The sequence below is a fragment of the Candidatus Omnitrophota bacterium genome, assembly GCA_028693815.1.
Classification (GTDB): domain Bacteria; phylum Omnitrophota; class Gorgyraeia; order Zapsychrales; family Aceulaceae; genus Aceula.
In genome coordinates this window covers 1-16,985 of record JAQUUP010000026.1, presented here as the reverse complement: position 1 = coordinate 16,985, position 16,985 = coordinate 1, and the positions used below count along the sequence as shown (strand labels likewise).

At 35.9% G+C, this 16,985-nt stretch carries 20 protein-coding genes; 1 reads left to right on the top strand and 19 read right to left on the bottom strand.

Annotated features, from left to right (window positions below; translation table 11 throughout):
• Positions 1-5: 5 nt before the first annotated feature.
• From rfaD to PHY73_07530, 12 genes are all read right to left on the bottom strand, one after another.
• Positions 6-971, bottom strand: coding sequence for an ADP-glyceromanno-heptose 6-epimerase (rfaD, locus tag PHY73_07585; GenBank protein ID MDD3375563.1), 966 nt, complete (start codon positions 969-971; stop codon positions 6-8).
• On the bottom strand, positions 971-1,528 hold the full coding sequence (locus tag PHY73_07580; GenBank protein ID MDD3375562.1) for a hypothetical protein: 558 nt from the start codon (positions 1,526-1,528) through the stop codon (positions 971-973). Before PHY73_07580 ends, rfaD begins: the two co-directional genes overlap by 1 nt.
• Positions 1,528-2,679, bottom strand: a complete 1,152-nt coding sequence (locus PHY73_07575; GenBank protein MDD3375561.1) for an EAL domain-containing protein — start codon at positions 2,677-2,679, stop codon at positions 1,528-1,530. Before PHY73_07575 ends, PHY73_07580 begins: the two co-directional genes overlap by 1 nt.
• 88 nt (positions 2,680-2,767) lie before the next feature.
• Positions 2,768-3,313, bottom strand: coding sequence for a dihydrofolate reductase (locus PHY73_07570; protein ID MDD3375560.1), 546 nt, complete (start codon positions 3,311-3,313; stop codon positions 2,768-2,770).
• 18 nt (positions 3,314-3,331) lie between these two features.
• Positions 3,332-4,147, bottom strand: coding sequence for a thymidylate synthase (locus PHY73_07565; GenBank protein MDD3375559.1), 816 nt, complete (start codon positions 4,145-4,147; stop codon positions 3,332-3,334).
• A gap of 20 nt (positions 4,148-4,167) precedes the next feature.
• Positions 4,168-6,201, bottom strand: coding sequence for an alpha-glucan family phosphorylase (gene glgP / locus PHY73_07560; protein ID MDD3375558.1), 2,034 nt, complete (start codon positions 6,199-6,201; stop codon positions 4,168-4,170).
• Positions 6,202-6,365: 164 nt separating this feature from the next.
• Positions 6,366-7,325, bottom strand: coding sequence for an FAD:protein FMN transferase (locus tag PHY73_07555; protein ID MDD3375557.1), 960 nt, complete (start codon positions 7,323-7,325; stop codon positions 6,366-6,368).
• An 87-nt stretch (positions 7,326-7,412) separates the two neighbouring features.
• Positions 7,413-7,874 (bottom strand): cyclic pyranopterin monophosphate synthase MoaC, encoded by a 462-nt coding sequence (moaC, locus tag PHY73_07550; protein MDD3375556.1) that lies wholly within the window; start codon positions 7,872-7,874, stop codon positions 7,413-7,415.
• Between the two features lie 9 nt (positions 7,875-7,883).
• Positions 7,884-9,086, bottom strand: a complete 1,203-nt coding sequence (locus PHY73_07545) for a molybdopterin molybdotransferase MoeA (GenBank protein MDD3375555.1) — start codon at positions 9,084-9,086, stop codon at positions 7,884-7,886.
• Positions 9,087-9,101: 15 nt separating this feature from the next.
• Positions 9,102-9,527 carry a peptide chain release factor-like protein gene (locus PHY73_07540; protein MDD3375554.1) on the bottom strand — a complete coding sequence of 142 codons (426 nt, stop codon included), beginning with the start codon at positions 9,525-9,527 and terminating at the stop codon, positions 9,102-9,104.
• The gene (locus PHY73_07535; GenBank protein ID MDD3375553.1) at positions 9,528-10,400 is read right to left on the bottom strand and encodes a 50S ribosomal protein L11 methyltransferase; all 873 of its coding nucleotides are present in this window, start codon (positions 10,398-10,400) and stop codon (positions 9,528-9,530) included. It lies immediately after the preceding gene.
• A gap of 119 nt (positions 10,401-10,519) precedes the next feature.
• Complete coding sequence (locus tag PHY73_07530; protein ID MDD3375552.1) at positions 10,520-10,846, bottom strand: hypothetical protein; 327 nt, start codon at positions 10,844-10,846, stop codon at positions 10,520-10,522.
• 159 nt (positions 10,847-11,005) lie between these two features.
• Between PHY73_07530 and PHY73_07525 the strand changes: the two genes are divergently transcribed.
• On the top strand, positions 11,006-11,311 hold the full coding sequence (locus tag PHY73_07525; GenBank protein ID MDD3375551.1) for a hypothetical protein: 306 nt from the start codon (positions 11,006-11,008) through the stop codon (positions 11,309-11,311).
• Between the two features lie 13 nt (positions 11,312-11,324).
• Here PHY73_07525 and PHY73_07520 read toward each other — a convergent pair whose 3' ends face one another.
• The 7 genes from PHY73_07520 to PHY73_07490 all read right to left on the bottom strand — a co-directional run.
• A complete protein-coding gene (locus PHY73_07520) occupies positions 11,325-11,717 on the bottom strand; it encodes a hypothetical protein (GenBank protein ID MDD3375550.1) in 393 nt (130 codons plus the stop codon).
• Complete coding sequence (locus PHY73_07515) at positions 11,714-12,592, bottom strand: hypothetical protein (protein MDD3375549.1); 879 nt, start codon at positions 12,590-12,592, stop codon at positions 11,714-11,716. Before PHY73_07515 ends, PHY73_07520 begins: the two co-directional genes overlap by 4 nt.
• 64 nt (positions 12,593-12,656) lie before the next feature.
• On the bottom strand, positions 12,657-13,142 hold the full coding sequence (locus PHY73_07510; protein ID MDD3375548.1) for a hypothetical protein: 486 nt from the start codon (positions 13,140-13,142) through the stop codon (positions 12,657-12,659).
• Positions 13,143-13,241: 99 nt separating this feature from the next.
• Positions 13,242-13,550, bottom strand: a complete 309-nt coding sequence (locus PHY73_07505) for a hypothetical protein (GenBank protein MDD3375547.1) — start codon at positions 13,548-13,550, stop codon at positions 13,242-13,244.
• A complete protein-coding gene (locus tag PHY73_07500; protein MDD3375546.1) occupies positions 13,547-14,647 on the bottom strand; it encodes an AAA family ATPase in 1,101 nt (366 codons plus the stop codon). Before PHY73_07500 ends, PHY73_07505 begins: the two co-directional genes overlap by 4 nt.
• 50 nt (positions 14,648-14,697) lie before the next feature.
• A complete protein-coding gene (locus PHY73_07495) occupies positions 14,698-15,273 on the bottom strand; it encodes a hypothetical protein (protein MDD3375545.1) in 576 nt (191 codons plus the stop codon).
• Positions 15,274-15,695: 422 nt separating this feature from the next.
• Positions 15,696-16,985: alginate export family protein (locus tag PHY73_07490; GenBank protein MDD3375544.1), on the bottom strand; the 1,290-nt coding region annotated here is incomplete at its 5' end.

Below are 16,985 nucleotides of genomic sequence, written 5' to 3'. Positions count from 1 at the left end.
TATTTTTAGATATACTCTTTACGTAACAAATATTTAGTATAATCTGAAACACTATCTTCTAAACTTCTAAAAGGTTTTTGATACCCTGTACTGCGCAATTTTTGCATGTCAGCCTGTGTAAAATATTGATATTGATCACGCAAATCAAAAGGCATCTCGATATATTCAATATTGGGCTTTTTCCCTACAGCATTAAATAAAGCAAACGCCAATTCATTCCACGATTGTGCGCGCCCTGTGCCAACATTATAAATACCAGAAAGATTAGGATTTTCAAAGAAATGCATCACAATATCAACAGCATCTTTAATATAAATAAAATCTCGCTTTTGCTCTCCATGTGCATATTCTTTTTTATATGACTTAAAAAGAAGCATTTTCCCTTCTTCGCTTACTTTTTTATAAGCCTTTAAAACAAGACTTCGCATCGGCCCTTTATGATACTCATTAGGTCCAAACACATTAAAGAATTTCAATCCAACTATTTTATCCAGCATCCCTTGATCCAAAGCCCACTGATCAAAATTTTGCTTTGACTGTCCGTAAAAATTAAGTGGTTGATATGTTTTGATCAATGCATGATCGTCGCTATATCCTTTAGATCCATCTCCATATGTCGCTGCTGAACTCGCATAAATAAAACGCACGTTATTTTTTAAAGCCCATAAGCTAAGTGCTTTTGTATATTCAAAATTGTTTTCATTGTAATACTTTTCATCCGTTAAAATCGTAGAACTGCAAGCTCCCATATGAATAATGCAATCAACATCCGATGACATCTGACCTGTCTGAATATGCTCTAAAAAATCTTTCTTGTCAAAATAATCAATAAATTTCTTATTCTTCAAGTTTCTCGGCTTTAACTCATTATCAAGATGATCAACAATCAATATATCCTCTCGACCAGTCTCGTTTAAACGAGCTAAAATACAGCTCCCGATAAATCCAGCCGCCCCTGTAACAACAATCATTATTTCTCCCCAATGTGATCTAAAATGAAATTCGCAATGGCCTTGCCTGTTTGACGAGCAAGCTCATTTAAATTTTCTCTTTTTTCTGAATATATGCTTGATGAGAAATCAACAACAATTTCTCCAGTCTTAATATCTATGATCTGCCCTTTTGTTTCAAGTTGATTTTTCTTCTTTCGAAATTTATTAATGATCCCCTTCGGCTCATCAACATTAACAATATACCCTTTTAAAACTAAATCAGCATCCTTAGTTTCCGCTGATGATAAAATGCGCAAGCCAATATTTTCATCTTTAAAACAATCCGAAATAGACTTTACAATATAAAGCGACAGCCGATCGAGATTATTTGTTGCAGCAACACCTGGACCGGCTTTAAACGGTATCATCAACAACCCTGCCTGTCCGGTAATTTTCTCTGGCATTACAACCGTACCATCAAAATAAAGCGATTGTTTGTCATTGCTGATTTCGACTTTATTCTTTCGAAAAAATGAACAAGCCGTCAAAGACAAGGAAAACAATACCAACAAGATAAATATAGAAATTCTTTTCACTATGCTATTTTCTTTTGGTTTAATTCATCAACTTTAATCTCAGGGGATGGCATCCCTAAAAAATATCCTTGTCCGGCATCAACGCCAAGATCCAGCAAAACGTCTAACTCTTCTTTTCGCTCAATTCCCTCGGCAACAGAAATAATATTGTTTTCTTTGCAAAACCCAATAATAAATTTAACGACGCTGGCTTTAAGAGGATTCTTGTCTAAATCACGAATAATACTAATATCAATCTTCACAAGATTTGGACTAATCTCAACAATTGACTCAAAACTTGCATACCCTCCACCAACATCATCAATCGCAACACATAATCCATCTTTTTGATATTCACGCAATCGATCAAAAAACATTCTATAATCCGTAATTCCTGAGCGCTCTGTGATTTCTAAAACAACATCCTTGCTTGAAATATTATAATCCGATATAAGCGATTTGATCGTTAAAAATTCTGCGCTTTCCACCAAATATGGATTACAGTTTAAAAATATTCGATTTGAATAAGATCCTGAAGAAAGCACCTCAAACGCTTTCTTCCAACATGTCATCTCAAGTTCTTTATAAAATCCAAAACGAAGCGCCGCCTCAAACAACATCTCGGGATTCGATAAAATACTTTGCATCGGAGGTCGACTTAAAACTTCGAGTCCATACAACTTAAAAGGCTTTAAAAGATAAATGGGCTGAAAAAATGGAGTAATTAGCTTCTCATCGATAATCCGGCGCAATTCTACAATAACAGGACTATTTTCTTTTTCAGTGTCATCAAACATCTGACGCCGACGAATAACAGCTTCTACGCGAGCAAAAAGCTCTTCATATTCAAAAGGCTTTGTAATGTAATCATCAGCTCCTAAATAAAGTCCTTCAACTTTGTCTTCATACAAATATCGAACCGAAAGAATAATAATTGGAATAAGGCGTGTCGTCTTGTTTTCACGCAACTTCCGGCAAACATCAAATCCAGGAATATCAGGGAGAACCAGGTCGAGAAGTATGATATCTGGCTTCTTTAGTGCTTTTTCAAGAGCCTCTCTACCCGTCTCTGCAACATCAACATCATAACCGCGTGTCTCCAGCAAGAGCTTAAGCGTCTTTGAAATACTTTGCTCATCATCAACAACCAAAATTCTCTTTTTCCCAGTCATCTACAGTCCTTTCATGTTAAATATATATATATATATATTATAAAGGATATATAAAAAAAATCTAGAGAGGATTATTGAAAAAATGTCCCTAGCCAAGGGTCTTATTTTGAAAGGTAGAAAAACAATACGTCAAATCATCACACTCTTGAATCTCAGAAGACTCTATTTCTTTGAATTTATCATCAATTGAAGGAAAAAACGTGTCACAACTAAAATCACTAAAAATACGCGTCATGTAAATTGTTCGACATGTTTCTTTTTCAAGCGCTTGGGCATAAATACTCGCTCCGCCAACAACAAAAATCTTCTCAATACGATCTTGAAAATCTAACTTGGATAACTCTTGAAAAGCAAATTCAAGACTGCCTGCCAACATCACCTCTTTTGGCAAAACAAACTCTCTATTCCGAGTCAAAACAACATTAAGTCTATTAGAAAGAGGACGAAATTTCTCGGGAATTGATTCCCATGTTTTTCGACCCATAATCACAGCATTAATTTTTGAAGGATCCTCTGTTGTTGTTGTAATTTTCTTAAAATATTGCAAATCAGGAGACAGCGCCCACGGCAAAGCTCCGTCTCTTCCTATTCCGTTTTCTTGATCAAGCGCAACAATAATATCAAAAGGCTTCATTTTACTATTCATTAGTTTTTAAACCGCGATAGGGAATTTGATAAATGGATCGTAGGTATAATTAATTAATTCGATATCCTCAAACTGAATATCTAAAGTCTTCTTTTTAGCAACACGCACTTCAGGCAAAGACTTTGGGATACGTGTCAGCTGCGTTTTTAGGCCTTCAATATGATTCAAATAAATATGAGCGTCGCCTAATGTGTGCGTGAAAATTCCAGGGATCAAATCGCACTCTTGCGCAACCATAGTCATCAAAAGCGCATAACTCGCAATATTAAAAGGAACTCCCAAAGCAAGATCTGCCGAACGCTGATAAAGCTGACAATCCAACCTACCATTAACCACATAAAACTGAAACATCATATGACAAGGCGGCAATGCCATGCGATCAATATCTGCAACATTCCAGGCACTTACAATAATGCGTCTTGAATTTGGATTAGTTTTGATCATTTCAATCGCATCTTGAATCTGATCAATATACTGCTTTTGATATGTGCCGGTCAAGCTATCGGTAGAAAATTTTTCCCACTTACGCCACTGATATCCATACACAGGGCCAAGCTCTCCTTTGTCATCCGCCCAAGCGTTCCATATCGGCGTGTGCTGAACAAGATCATCATTGATATTAGTCGATCCTTTTAAAAACCAAAGAAGTTCTCGAACAACTGCGCTGAACAAAACCTTTTTAGTCGTCAAAAGAGGAAAACCAACGCGCAAATCATATTTCTTTTGACATCCAAAAACAGATATCGTTCCTGTGCCTGTTCTGTCTTCCTTCTTTTCACCGTTATCTAAAACATGTTGAATTAAATCAAGATATTGTTTCATAATTAAAAAAATCTATAATTCTATTTTTTTATTTGCCACATTTTCTCATTATATTCATTGACCATCCGATGAGTATTAAAAAATGCACTGCGATAAATGCACTGAATCATCTTGTCAATCCACGGACTGTCAATATTGACCTTATCGTCTTTGAGAGTCTTGTAATACAAATCAACTACCTGCTCTAAGGTATCATAAAGAGCATCTGAGTCTGAATCGAGGCGCAGATTTCCTTCGTCGCCAATCGGCGTTCCCTCTTTATGCTGGTAACCAAAAATCCAACCAATATTATCGTTCGCGGCTTCGACCACCCAACCATCCAGCGTTGTCAGCTGCAAAACTCCATTTGCAATTGCTTTCATACCACTTGTTCCGGATGCCTCAAACGGAGGTAGCGGGTTGTTCAGCCAAACATCGACAGAGCTCGTCAAAAGTTTTCCAAAATAAGTATCATAATTTTCTAAAATAAGAACTTTAATCAATTTTTTATGCTGATTAAGTGTATCGATCTGATCCAGAATCTCATCGATATGCGCGCCTCCGATATTGTCGTTGGGATGCGCTTTGCCAGCCAAAATAATTTGAATCGGACCGATTGTCTCCGCAATCTTAATTAAACGTTCAATTTTATGTAAAATTAAAGCAGGTCGTTTATAGTTTGCAATACGCCTCGCCCATGAAATAGTAAAAACATCTTCTCTTAACTGCCAATGCTTAATAATATCAATTAAGTTTCTTTTATTTTGTTGATGGGCTTGGAACAAATCTTTTCTAAAATTTTTATTACTTGCCAAAGCCAAAACCGACGTCAAGCTCGTAAAATCCTTATCCCAAGGACCTAATTGTTTTTTGTATTTCTCAAAAAGACTATAAAAGCTTTGCGAAAGCCATGTATATCCATGAACGCCATTGGTAATCGCTTGAATTTTTGAGGCAAAGTTTGGAAATTGAGTCCTCATAACTTCACCATGTTTTTGTGCAACCGCATTAACTTTTGAACAATTATTTAATGCAATATACGTCAAGCTAATCTGAGATGACGACGGACTTTCTTTGCCCAACATCTCTGCCGCCTTCACATATTCTGGCTCCAAAACATTGGCGACATCATGAATTTCGAATTTATCATGACCCGCCTCAACCGGGGTATGACATGTAAATATAAACTGCTTTTTGGTCTCATCAAATTTCGATTTGTCTTCAAGATTCATATACTTCTCAACTAAGGCAAAGGCAGCATGTCCTTCATTTAAATGATAACGATCTGTTGCGTACCCTAAGCTTTCCAAGGCCTTCATACCGCCAACACCCAGAATTGTTCTTTGAATAATTTTCCACCAAACATTATCGCTTCGATAAAGCTGATCTGTTAGTTTTCGAAAATATTCTTTATTTTGAAGAAGATTAGAATCTAAAAGAATAATAGGAACAACATTTTTTTTATCAAAACTATAAACATAGTATTTCCACAAGCGAAGATAAATAGGACCTTCTTTTGTGTTAAGCGTAATGATATTCTTTAAAGGAATCAAACCAGGATAGCTATGCGGATCCCACTGAAGCTCCTCTGGGATCTGACCATGCTTATACCAGAAATTTTGTTTAAAATATCCTTTGTTCCAAAGAATGCCGATGCCCACTAAAGAAAAATCAAGATCAGCAACACTCTTCATCGTGTCTCCTGCCAAAACACCTAAGCCGCCACCATAAATCGGGATATCTAAAAGCTTATCAATTTCGACCTTAAAAATATAATCGCAAAGCCAATTATTTGAAAAAACTTCATGCGTATAAAACTTATTCGCTTCGCTTAAAGCAGCTTTTTGCTGAAAAGTATTATAAATACTTGGGGCAATGCCATACTCCATAGAAAAATAAGCAATGGACGGATTCTTTGGATTATAAAGATTCTTCTCGGCTCTTAAAATTGTCTCTGTAGGAAATCCAAAATAATTCTTCTCGTTAATATCCTTTGAATAATTTTCTTTAAAACCTTCAATAGAATTAACTAAATCTTTGTATATAAAACTTTTTTTCTTTATCTGTTCTGGCATAAATGCCCCCAAAAATAGGTTTAATGAATCTGTTAAGTTAGTCTATTATAACAAAAATTCTTTTATTAGAAACGTTATTATTAACCTTTTCTAAAATAAGAATATATGGAAGATCAGATTATCTTAGTCTTTTTTGCGTTAAAAAGGTCAAGATATTAATATCACTATTTTATTTTGTGTAAATCTTTATACTTCTCACTCATGTGCTGAATAATTTGTCCTTCAGCATCTTTTTCAATCAATAAAACAAAAATATCTTCGTCCAGCCCGTCAGCCCAAGAAATCCCTTGTTTAGGCCCAAGCACGCAAAGCGCGGTCGAGAAAGCATCTGCCTGCTCTGCGCTTTTCGTAACAACCGTCGCGCTCTTGATGCTGCGCACAGGATAGCCTGTACGAGGATCAATAATATGTGAATACCTTTGCTGTTCAATTGTATAATACTGCTCATAATCACCCGATGTCGTAACAGCCATATCGGTTAGATCAATAGTGTCTATTACAGTTTTACGCCGGCTAGGATCCTGGACTCCAACCAGCCACTTTTTGCTATGACAATTCTTCCCAGAAACAAAGATATCTCCTCCTGCATTAATCAAAAAATTATCAATACCCTCATCTCTCAAAATTTGCGCAGCCTGATCAACCGCATATCCTTTAGCAATAGCACTTAGATCCAATTTTGTTCCAGGATGAAGAACTCTGACTTCATTGCTGTCTGAAAAATCAATATTATGAAATCCTATTTTTTCTTTTTCTTGCTGAATCTCTGCCTGGGAAGGGATGGCTCCTCTCTTTGCTGCCTCTTGCCAAAGCAATACGAGAGGCCTTATCGTAATATCAAACGCACCATTAGTCATAGCTGAATATTTTTGCGCATCCTTCAAAAGAGAATAAGTGTCTCTATGAATTTTAACAAAATTAGGATACGAGCCATTAATTAAAACAATATCACTTCTCTGGTCATAGACGTTCATACGAATATTGATTTCATCAATTCTACGCCAAACATCAACAAGAACATTCTTAGCCCTTTCCATGTATTTTGAAGGCATGCATATATCAATCTGAACAATTGTCCCAAGCGTAAGCTTTTGCTCTGTTATTTTGGTAGGAAGATTTTGCATAACAAAATAATACAAAACCAGAAGTAGAATAAATAATAAAAATAAAAATTTTATTGGTTTGTTCTTTAAAAAAAACAAGATTGGCCTCTATCGCTTAAAAATCCCACTTTTACCGCCAGATTTATACTGAAGTTTCAAGTCTGAAATTTCTATGCGTCGATCAGACCATTTCATCATATCGTAAATTGTTAAAGCCGCAATGGCAGCCGCGCTCAGCGCTTCCATCTCAACACCCGTTTTCCCTCGGCAAACAACTTCAGACAAAACCGTGATCTGATGCTTTTCTTTATCAAACTCAAAGTCAAGGCTCACCTTGCCCAAAGACAAAGGATGACACATTGGAATTATTTCCCATGTCTTTTTTGCTGCCATGATACCGGCAACGCGTGCAGTTTGAACAACATCTCCTTTTGGAGAATCTCCTTTTAGAATTCGCTCAAATGTTTTTTTATCAGTTACCACAATGCATCCCGCGCGTGCAATGCGACGAGTTGTTTTCTTTTGGCTCACATCAATCATTCCAGATGTTTTTTGTTTTATCTTTTGCATAAAAACTCCCTATAAATACTCAATAACAATTCTTTGCCCCTTCTTCAAGAAATTGACCCCTTCTTCTATTTTAAAGAAACAATTAGCCTTGGCTATAGACATCACATTTTCTGATACCTGATTCGAACTTAAGCGCACAAATAATTTATCCTTTTTTTGGCTAACAACGCCTCGCATAATTTTTTGTCGCTTAGGCTCAACTTTAATATCATGGCCTAGACTTGCCTCAGCTATTTTAGATAAAATATCTTTCTGCCCATACATTTTTAGAATGCACGGCGTGACAAATTCTCTTAATGAAACCATGCTTGATACCGTGTTTCCTGGTAGACCAAAAATATGGCATTGATTTTTTTTAGCAAACACAAGCGGTTTTCCTGGTTTTATGGCAACTTTCCAAAAAATAATGTTAACGGACAGTTTCCTTAAAACATCTTGTACCAAATCATGTTCACCAATCGAAACACCTCCCGAAATCAATAAAATATCATATTTCAGACCGCTTTTTATTTTCTTATCAAGACTTTTCAAGTTATCTTTTGCAACACCTAAAATAATCGGTTGCGCCCCAAGCTCTTTGATCTGCGCAAATAAAGCATACTCATTCGCACTTCGAATCTTTCCAAGCCTTGGCTTGTCCTCTATCCTTAAAAGCTCATCACCGTTGACTAAAATCCCAACGTTCACAGGTCTTGCGACTTTAACATATTTCTTACCTAAATTGGCAAGCAAGGCAATAACGCCTGGCGTAATCTTTGACCCTCTTGAAACAATCAACTCACCTTTTTTTACATCTGCGCCTTTAAGACGTAAATTTTCACCTTTTTTTCCTTTTCGCAAAATCGTAACACTTTTGTCCTTTTCCTGAACATACTCTTTCATAACAACACAATCAGCACCCTTAGGAATTACGGCTCCGGTCATAATCTTAATTGCTTGACCTGATCCTAAAATCTTTTTGGCGGGATTTCCAGCAATGGATTGATCAATAACTTTTAAGACAACGCCTTTCTTAGTCGTTGCTTTTAAAATATCTTTGTTTCGCACAGCAAATCCATCCATTGTCGAACGCGCAAAAGGCGGCCAATCTTGATTGGCACAAATATCTTCATGCAAAGTTTTACCTAATGCCTCTAAGAAATATTTCTTTTCAGAAGTCAGTTTCTTTGTGTGTCGTAGGATAATTTGTTTAGCTTTGGATACAGGAATCATTTTTCGAATTTAATACTAATCAGAATTTGAGATCTCAATTTTTTGTCTATTTTGCTTTTTTTCAGATTGTTGTTTTTTTAATACAAGAATTTTCTCTTTAGCTCGCTTTGATCGTTTTCGCTTTTGTCGCTTAATTTTTTCAATGCGCGTCCTCTCCTCTTGAACAAAACCTTTTTGCTTTTTCTCAATCTTATCAAGCAATAATCGACGAGCAAAGAACCGATTTAAGCTTTGCGACCTTGACTCTTGGCATTTGACGCAAAGTCCTGTCGGTCGATGCATCAAAACAACGCAAGTCGAAACCTTGTTGACGTTTTGACCTCCTGGTCCAGAAGATCGCACAAACGATTCATCAATTTCTTTTTCGTCAACACCCAAAGCTTGCATTCGCTGGATTAACTGCTGCTCTTTTTCTGCGGAAACACTAAAAATATTATTCATTTATGCTCTCTTGTAAAGAAGCGCTACCCATTGCTTTCCTCTTTTGATTTTAATACATCGAAGCGGTAATGCCCTAAACGTTTCCTTGATCAAGCTTAGATTCTCAAGAGATATTCCAGAGATGGCCAAAAATCCTCTTGGACCAACAAATGAAACTAATTCTCTCTTAAATTTAGTTAAGTCATGCGTAATTAAGTTTGCGGCAACAAAATCAAAGACTTTCTTTATTTTAAATTCTCCAATATCAGCTTTTTGAATCAAGGCCTTACTTTTATTAACCTCAAAGTTTTCCTTTGCCGATTTAACGCAATCTTGATTAAAGTCTATCGCCAACACGTCCTTTGCTCCGTTGTGCAAAGCCACCAAAGCCAAAAGTCCCGTCCCTGTTCCGATATCAAAAAAGGAAGAAAACTTATCTTTCTTCTGCTCAACAAGCTCCGCCATAAAGCTTGTTGTCTCATGAAGACCTGTACCAAAAGCATTAATGGATGACAAATAAATAGGCGTTCTCTTTGTTTTCTTATAAGATTTCTTTCTCCACGTCGGAACAACATCAATCGTTTTTGTTAGTTGAAACGGAGAGAAATTCTTTGCCCACTTTTCTTTCCAATTCTCAATTTTAACTTCACGTAATTTAAAGGAAACGCCTTTTAATCTAAAATTATCTAGCTTCGTTTTAAAATTCTCGGCTTTTTTCTGATTCTTAAAGTAAATAGAAATACGAAAAATGCCTTTTTTTGTCAAAACAGTAACATCTCGATAATTTGCCCCAATCGAAAAAAGAAATTCTGCAACCAAATCTGCCTGATCACGGTTAGCTGATTTAATAATACAAAAAATCTCAAAAAGTTTTTTATTTAATTTTGCAGTCATTTGACTCCAATTATTTATTCTTGCCCCGGATTTTGCGACGGCAAGATCCGATTTAAGAAAAAAGGGTTATTTCTAGACTTTTGCCTAAAAACAACCCTTTTAAAACACGTCTTATCGTCTTACTTTTTAACTTTTTTAAGTGTTCTCTTTAAAGCAGAATCCTTTTTCTTTAAATCCTCTAATTCCTTCATAAATTTCTTTAATTTTTCGCTCTTTTCTCCCGGACAATTTAAACGAACATACTCTTTTCCAATCAGATACAAAAGGTGTTCTCTTTTTATTCCAACGGTTGCAGAATCAACATGCAGTTTCCCTTCTTTAGAAAGACGCACAAATTCTTTTTCACCTTTTTTTGCAAGAACCATAGCCTCTTTACTAAATATTGAGAATTTCTTCTTAATTTCTTCTAACTTATCCTCAAAGCTCTTCGTTTTTTTCTTTGCCATATATCCTCCTTATTTACAGTTCGTATACTTAATTTATTTAGTATTTCATAATTTTGGATGAAATTCAACCCTATTTTTTTCTTTAAAAATTAAAATTAAGCAAACCAAAAGGAACTACTTTTTATTGCGATTTGCTCAAAACTCCTCTATACTTATTATATGAAAAGTTTATTAGGATTATTTCTTTTTGTTTTTCTCTTCATATGGGGAATTGGAGCTACGATTGGATATGTTCAAAAAATGCAAACTAACGCATTTTCGCGAAAAACCGACTATGGGGATTTTTCCCCTTCTGAGATTGAAGCTGATCGAAAACAAATGATGGAAGATAGCAAAAGGCAACTTCAGCAATACCGAGATCAACAAGCAAACTCTCCTACAACCTCACCCGATGCGCAAAAACGTTTTATGGAACAACAAAAACGTCAGATGGAAGACATGAAACGTCAAAATCAAATACGATAGTTAAAGATAAAAATTAAGAGTGATCTCGGGCTTCAAGAATACGACGAGTCATTTCAGATTCATACAAAGCATCAATTTCTTTTAATGCTTTTGCCCCACAAAAATGAACAATTGCTTTTTCAATCGCAAATAAACGGCTTTTTAAATACACGTATTCAGGCTTCAGTTTCTTTGACTTTGCGTCTAGAAATTTTTCCTTTAATCCTCGTTTTTCTTTAGCCTCAATATAGGAGATAAATTCATCGACTTTTGGGTGAGATTTTAAATCTTTACTCTTTAGAAGAGATTTTAAGACATAGCGATCAACCTCTAACTGCGTAAACTTTCGATCAACCCAATCTAATTGCTCTTTCGTCGTTTTGTAACACCAAAGGAGATAACGTTTTTTAAGATTATTCGCAATCATTCACAATCTTCCCAGCAACCCGATGTCCTGCATTCCATTGTGCATCCAATCCCAGGAGCAGGGCATGCCTGACCGATCCCGCAATAATCTTCACAATTGTCATAATACACTACCCCACACTCTACTGTGCCAGGGTCATCACAACCAGTCGAACAATCATCCGGGCAGTTATCACAATTTTCATCAGGGTCACATGTACCATTATTATTGCACGCTGGCTGAGAAACATCACAATCTTCAGGACAATTCATATTATTTTCATAAGGAAACTCACAGATGCCATCTCCGCAAAATGGTGATCCGCTTTCATATTCGCAAGCATAACAATTTTGTCCGCAACATGCTTGCATGCCACAATCATCACAAGGACTAAAAGAACTCTCCTCAGTATCGCAAGTCCAGCTATTTGGCTTGCATTGACCAATGCTGCACTGAGTACACATACCGGAAACCTCCTGGCACCAAACAGCCCAACGGCATCCAGACACTGCGCTACAATCTTCGGGAGAATATTGAAAAGGGCAATCAAGAGATGAATTATCACAATCCTCCGGACAAGTGAATATCGTTTCTGGAGGAAATTCACATATACCATTACCACACTCGGTATTACTTGGTTGACAATCCTCAGGACAATTCACAAGAGTTTCTGGAGGCACGCAAAAACCGTCCCCGCAATGACCGTGTTGCACTCCAGATAAAAAATTAGTACCATCTGTCATCGTCTGAATTTGCTCTATTGAATTTGTCACACCATCAGCAATCATGTTGCGAAAGTCTCCCGTTGGAGACAAAAAAACAATTAACAAAGCAACAACAGCTGTTAACAAAAGAATGTACTCTATTGTGCTTTGGGCCGCTTTTCTTTTTTTCATCAGACCTTTTCCTTAATAATGTTATCGAAGATATTCAAAGTATAGCACAGCCTAAAGGATTATTCTACCCTCTTCGAAAAACCTGGACACCAACTTTGACATCTTCTGAAACTTTTAAGCCGATTTCTTGACCCTTAGAAGCTTTTTCGACATTCTGATGGTCAACTTGCATAGAAGTAATTTTCTGATCAAAATGACATGTGTTTCCACGGAAATAGATTTTATCCCCAACAGAAATATCTTTTTTAAGCTTAATCACACAAACGCTAATTTTTGAGAAAAAATGTGTAACCTCGCCAACAAACTCTTCTTTTTCAGAAAACAAGCTTGGTTTTTCTGAAAGTTTTGCTGGTCTGGGCTTTAACCTTTCGCTTTTTTCGGATAACTTATTGGCTTTTATCTTATCAAAAAAACCTTTTGCCTTTTTGACAAAAAATAAAGAATTGCTTTTTGTCTCTTTTTTCTTAACAGGTCGTTCAACTTTATTCTTAACAAATCGTTCAGCGCGTTTAATCGCAACAACAGGCTTTACTTTTTTGATCTTAAACACTCGATTATGATTTTCTCGGGGAGGGAGATTTGTGATATCTACATATTTTTTAGTCTTAAAAAATATCATTTTTTTCTCTGCAAAGAATACGTCTAAGACCTATAGAATAATTTTATCTGCAATCTGATGGATAAAAGGAATCTTTAAATTTTTTCCTTTAATCGATTCAATAATGCCCCAAACAGAAAGAATTCCAGAAACAAAAAGACCTGGGCGCAGAATCCAATCAAACAAAATGCTCGCCACAAAAAGACAAACAATCCCAACAAAAATAACAAGGCCTTGCTTGCTATGAGCTAATACAAATTGATTGTCCTTCTTAAAAACCAAAGGAATGATACACAAAATCCAGAGATATCCCATTACCGCAAATATCTTATCTTCATACGCATCGTGCGGCTTTTTCATTTGCTTACAACCTCAACAACAGAGTTTGCATCACCAAATGCATTTTCAGCTCGATTCGGGTTATCAGGATCTTCTTGCCATCGTCCATCGACAATAAAACGATACTGATGCTTGCCTGGCCTAAGCTTAAGACTTGCTGTCCAAATGCCTTCGTTTTGTTTCATGCGGCAAGACTCATCCACATACCAATTATTAAAATCACCGGCCACGTAAACAGATTTTGCCTCTGGAGCATCTAGCGAAAACAAGACAAAACCAAAATCTTTGACTTTCTCTTTTACAACTTTTTTCATGGTTGGCGACATCGTGCTAAACAACGGGTCTTCAGTTTGCTCGATTGGATTTTCTTGAGTAATCAATTCTTTCGCCAAACTAAAATAATCTTTGCTTCCTCGACAATATTTATCATAATCTAAAACGCTTTGGCCCATTACAGCTGCTTCTTTTAGCTTTACATTCAAATGCACAATCGTCACAATCAAGTTCTTAGAAAACTGATCTCTAATTTTATCCAACATCGAAAAAGAATGACGTAATCGAGAATCAAACATCGTCACCAATACTCTACTTGTAATGTTATGATTCAGTCTATCTTTCACTAACCTAATAATATCTAAAAGTCGATCAACACCCTGAAGAGAAAAACGACTCGTTTCAACCGGAATAATAACCTCGCTACATGCACGAAGCGCATTAATCGTTAAAAACCCTAGATTTGGCGGACAATCAATCACAATATAATCATATCGATCTTTGATCGTTTCAAAAATCGTTGCGAGCTTTAATTCGCGGCCGATCTCATCAGAAAGCTCTTGTTCAAGTGTTCCAACTAAAACATTAGACGGAACAAGATCAAATTTTTTATCAATACTTTGAATAATCTGATCAATCGAAAGTTTTCGTGGTGTTATTTTTGAAATCACATTGTAAATACTATCTTGAGAATCAACGTTAAGTCCCAAAGAAGCATGAGCCTGAGGATCCAAATCAAGTAATAAAACTTTTTTTCCATTTGATGCAAGTGCAGCCGTTAAATTAATCGAGGTCGTTGTCTTTCCACAACCCCCTTTTTGATTAGCAACAGCAATGATCCTCATAAAGCTATCCTCCTTACAAAAGAGTATTAAAAATTTGGTTTAAATTAAATTTATTTTGAAAAACAAACATCGTCAATTAAAATGATTCCTTTTTTCTTCGCCACATTCCATCCCTCAAGAACAAAAGAAACTTTGTCCAAACTCATCCAGTCTGTAATGTTCTTAAACTCCTCGAGTGGCACACTATATTGATTCCACTTTAATTTAACTCCAGAAACAAGGGTAAATGCCGTTTCGCTGCGTTTGTTCTTTAGAACAACTTTGACAACGTCTGGATACCCTTCTTCAAGTCCTCGGATAGAAAAATTAAGTGTTTTATATTTACTCATATCCGTCGGTGGAATATTGATAGAAAAATCTTTGACCTGAGGATATGGCTCATTAAGATCATATTTGATGCGAATAGGAGAATTGTTGAGAGCAAAGATAATATTTGCTTTTAGTCCATCCTGCCGTCGAGACAAAAAAGCTGTCAAACTATAAAAAACAAATGAAAAAATGATAAGCGTTATAATTGTTTTTGCAACAACAGGGATGCCAAACTTATTCTTTTTCTGATCGTTACTTTTTGTCTTTTTACCTAAATATACTTGAGCTAAATGCTCATAAATTTCTTCTTTTGTCATAACCTTTGAGTCTAAATCCTTAAATAGGATTGATAAAACTGTGTTTAAATACTTACTATATATTTATCTTAACAAATATATATTGAATAGAAAGAACAATCTTTACTTTTTTACTTTACTTTTTTACTTATGTATTAAATAAAATTTATTTTTTTACGAGAACAAAAAGAGAATTTTTAAAGGATGGATGAGTAATATGAATAAAAAAATATTTCGAATCTTTTTAGCCTTGCTAGCGCGAGGTAACATTCAAAAAACTAAACGTTCGAAATCCCGACACCCTCCGGGTGCGGGATAAATTCGGACTTATGATTTATGTCGCTTCGCTCCACAAATCATGTCCTCATTTAAAATGCCCCGCTTGGAAAACCAAGCGGGGCATTCAATACTACTTTATAAAAATACTACTTTTCTAACAATGATTAGAAGTTAACAAGCACAGAAAGAATGGCTTGTGTTGCTGCATCTTCATTTGCATCTGCAAAAACAGATCCTGGTAAATAGATACCAGTGCTAAGACTAAGAACAACATCTTCTGTATAGTCATAGGTAAGATCTAAGTCAAATTCATTACCTAAAGCTTTTTTATCTGTATTAACAGCGTATGTAGTTGTCCTAACACCATCAATATACATATTTAATGGCTGCCAAGTTGCTAAAGGTAATTTTTTGTCTAACCAAAGGCCTGTCCAGCTTAACTTAGCCATTACATCTTGCATAACTTCTGCTGATAATGCAACAGAATAAATATGCGCATTTGTTAAGTCAAACAAAGCATTATAGATTTTTCCACAGCCTTGTGATTCATACATAGGATCCCAAGCTGAATATTTAATTGAATCCTCACCAGCAGCTGAATCTGATGGATTACTATCACCAGATAGGTATGTATAAGCCGTTGTAACCATAGGATTATACTTCTTTGTTTTCTCAAATGGAATCATATAATTTGCAATAAGTTGAGCTGCCATTGCATTTCTTTCAATTGAATCAGTACCTGCTAAAACAGTGTTTCGACCAAACTGCCATGCTAACTCACCAGATAGCATAAGACCATCTAGCACGTTTGATGATACACGGAAACCAGGTGTTTGAACAGTGTCATAATCACTCTCTCCGGCTGACAAGCCTATAACCTTTGAGAAAAAGTATGCTTCTGCAACTGTACCTTTTTCATCATTGAATGCATAATTAACATTGATACCATAAAGATTAGTATCATCCGTCTTATCCTGTGTTCGCATGCCTGCATTTCCATCATCAATAACAGCAGCAAAAATGTCAACTGTTAAAGGATCATAATCCAAAACGGCTTTGATCGCATCAATACCAGATACTTTTGAAAGATCTGGAGAAACAGTTGAAAGCGGTCCAGTTGTTTCATTGTTTGGTCCATCACCAAGAATCAAACCATTACCATAAGAAAGAACTTGACGACCAATTGTTACAGTCAATGGAGAATAAAGCATTTCTCTCATTTCTACATAAGCAAGGTCAACATTGATATCGGTATTATCAGTTGTAGTACCATTATCAACATCTCCCCATGTTCTTTCATTAAGTAATCTAACAACAACAGAAACATTGTCTGTCAAATCTGCATCAACTCTTAAGCGAAGAAATGACATTACATCATTTTGCTTTGCATCTGATGCACCTACTCCAAGATCAAAACCATCACGAACAACCCATGCAGATCGGAAGAGCGTCGG